The organism is Pyrobaculum sp. (assembly GCF_049971835.1).
In the GTDB taxonomy this organism is placed as follows: domain Archaea; phylum Thermoproteota; class Thermoprotei; order Thermoproteales; family Thermoproteaceae; genus Pyrobaculum.
The window spans coordinates 1-2,203 of record NZ_JBMFKV010000263.1 but is presented as its reverse complement, the minus strand read 5'-3'; the positions used below and the strand labels follow the sequence as shown (position 1 = coordinate 2,203).

Annotated in this window: 5 protein-coding genes; all 5 read left to right on the top strand. The window is 57.6% G+C overall.

The window, feature by feature from the left end; translation table 11 throughout:
• Positions 1–67: 67 nt before the first annotated feature.
• Genes ACP5J3_RS13470 through ACP5J3_RS13450 form a run of 5 tightly spaced genes read left to right on the top strand, consistent with a single transcriptional unit; the run spans position 68 to position 2,076 of the window.
• The gene (locus ACP5J3_RS13470; RefSeq protein ID WP_428496158.1) at positions 68–418 is read left to right on the top strand and encodes a hypothetical protein; all 351 of its coding nucleotides are present in this window, start codon (positions 68–70) and stop codon (positions 416–418) included.
• Positions 419–447: 29 nt separating this feature from the next.
• Positions 448–714: a hypothetical protein gene (locus tag ACP5J3_RS13465; RefSeq protein WP_428496157.1), complete on the top strand. Its 267-nt coding sequence runs from the start codon at positions 448–450 to the stop codon at positions 712–714.
• Positions 715–737: 23 nt separating this feature from the next.
• Positions 738–1,070 (top strand): hypothetical protein, encoded by a 333-nt coding sequence (locus ACP5J3_RS13460; RefSeq protein WP_263246856.1) that lies wholly within the window; start codon positions 738–740, stop codon positions 1,068–1,070.
• Positions 1,067–1,381 (top strand): hypothetical protein, encoded by a 315-nt coding sequence (locus tag ACP5J3_RS13455; RefSeq protein ID WP_428496156.1) that lies wholly within the window; start codon positions 1,067–1,069, stop codon positions 1,379–1,381. Before ACP5J3_RS13460 ends, ACP5J3_RS13455 begins: the two co-directional genes overlap by 4 nt.
• A complete protein-coding gene (locus tag ACP5J3_RS13450; protein WP_428496155.1) occupies positions 1,378–2,076 on the top strand; it encodes a ParA family protein in 699 nt (232 codons plus the stop codon). Before ACP5J3_RS13455 ends, ACP5J3_RS13450 begins: the two co-directional genes overlap by 4 nt.
• Positions 2,077–2,203 lie beyond the last annotated feature (127 nt).

Here is a 2,203-nt window from a genome sequence, read left to right as displayed (position 1 = left end):
GAGAGGGGGGGGACGAGGGGGTGAGAAAACTGGCGGAGAAAGCTAGGGTAGTTCTACACCTCTTGGCATGAACTGCAACAAGAGAGCCTACGCCTACCTGGGGGAGCTGGCTTGCGAAATGGCGGAGACCTGGAGAAGATGTGTAGAACGCCGCCTTGTGGAAAAAATTCCAGAGCTGTGCCTAGCCGCCTACGCCGCCGTGATAGACGCCAGAGGCTCGGTGGTCAGGGCAAATTTCGAAGATTTTATAGACGCAGATTTTAGAGAAAAGCTCGGCAGAGCCCGCCGCCGTCTATTCCCCCACTTCCACGGAGTGGTTGAATACGAGGAGTTTATAAAAACCGCAGCGTTGAGATACCTCCTTTTAAAAAACGCCTTACAAAAAACACAAAGCCGCTTAGCCGCTGTGATGTTGTAACTACTAATAGTGGAAAATTCTACATTTCTGTGGCTTGTCTAGCAGACGAGGTTCTCCACAGGCTTTGTGTTAAATGCGGCGGGAGGGGCGGCCCTATGTGCACCGCCGTCTGTCTAAACGTGGCTCTGCTTATTTTTAAAGAAGAGGAGGTGGAGCTCACAGAAGAGGGTGTGGAGAGGCTAATAGGCTTCCCGCCTGAGGGCCTCCCGGAGATCGCAGGCGATCTCTACGGCCGGAGAGTGTCTAGAAAAACTGCCTTGGCTAGGCTGGCGGAGTACATATGCCGTAAAATTTAACCAGCACCGCCCTCCGGGGATGTATGGAAAGCGTAGTGGATTCTCTCTGCCGCTACCTGAGGGGCAGGGCGGAGGCTGTGGTTTTCGACTGGGAGCTGTGCGCCAGGAGGGGGTGGAGGGGGAGGGGTTGCAAGGCGCTTCAAGTCCTAGCCGCGGTGGCCAGGTACCCCGGCGGCGAGGTGCCTCTAACCGCCGAGAGGCTGGGGCTGGGCCCGGCGCACGCCAAATACCTCCTGTATTTGCAGAAGAGGCTCGGCCCCGTCGCGGATAAAGAAAACGCGGTGCTGGAGGCTTGGGATATGGTGGGCAGGGCGTTTCTAATGGACCTCCTGGCGTTGATAAAAAAGCGGCTATGAGAGACGTGGCTGAGTACCTCGCCGGGGTACTCTGCAGAAGAGTCGCCGACAAGCTGAAGGCCCTGCAGCCGGTCTTCCAGCGATGCGCCGAGGCGCCGCCCGTGGGGGAGTGCCTCTACGTACACGTGCTTCTGCGTACAGAAGACCGCTTCTACACAAGCTACGAGGAGTGGCTGAGAGAGACAGGCCTCCCCAAGAACAAGGCCACTAAAAAGCTGTGGGAGGAATCCGCCTACCAAGGCGGCTCCATCAAGCTGACAGCCTTAGCCGAGCTAGAAGCTTTATCCAGAGAGAGGCAGAGAGAGCCATGAGAACCATAAAAACCGCCGTCGTCTACTCCCTAGACGGAGGCGTGGGGAAGACCACGCTGGCCACCGTGATGTCAATAGCCAAAGGCTTCACCCTCGTCATAGACGCAGACTGGGAGAAGGCCGAGCTCTCCCAGCTCTTCAGAGTCCCCAGGAGGCCCGGCTGGGTCGCCCCCTTTCAAGGGAAGCAGATATACGTTCACCAAGTCAACCCCACGCTGTACATACTGCCGGGATACGACGCGGTGGAACTTTACCAAAAGGACCAGTCTGTTGTGAAGGAGCTGGAGCTGGCGCTCCTTGAGTGGATAGAGTACCTCCCCCAGTTCGTGGACAAGACGAAGCTACCAGTAGACACCGTCGTCATCGACACCACCCCGGCGCTGAGGACGGAGCTTCTGGAGAGCCTCCAGAAGCTGGGGCTGTTCACCGTCTTCGTGGGAGACGGCCGCATGCTGTCGAAGGTCTCAGACGTCAAGGCCGAGCAGTACAACAGATACACCTCATACGCCTCTGCCCTAGTCATAAACCAGGTGGACAAGGCGGAGGTGTTGCAGGCGAGGCGCATAACCCCCTACGTGCTGAGACACGTCGGCCACATACGGCAGTACCACGCAGACGCCGTCGCGGCGGCGATTCTGCGGGATAGAGAAAACCGCCGCTCGGTAGAGGAGTTGTTAACTAAAATCAAAAGCTAAGACAAGGTTTTTCCCCCTCCTCCCCACGCCACACATGCTAAACCTAGGTGTCTTAAGGGGACAGCCCCAGGACTCGCAACAGGTTAAGGCGGAGAGCCAGCAGACGCCCTCCGAGGGCTGGGTCGAC

Coding starts and splice junctions, on each gene's coding strand:
- ACP5J3_RS13460 (WP_263246856.1), top strand. CDS start 738: ATGGAAAGCGTAGTGGATTCTCTCTGCCGCTACCTGAGGGGCAGGGCG.
- ACP5J3_RS13470 (WP_428496158.1), top strand. CDS start 68: ATGAACTGCAACAAGAGAGCCTACGCCTACCTGGGGGAGCTGGCTTGC.
- ACP5J3_RS13450 (WP_428496155.1), top strand. CDS start 1,378: ATGAGAACCATAAAAACCGCCGTCGTCTACTCCCTAGACGGAGGCGTG.
- ACP5J3_RS13455 (WP_428496156.1), top strand. CDS start 1,067: ATGAGAGACGTGGCTGAGTACCTCGCCGGGGTACTCTGCAGAAGAGTC.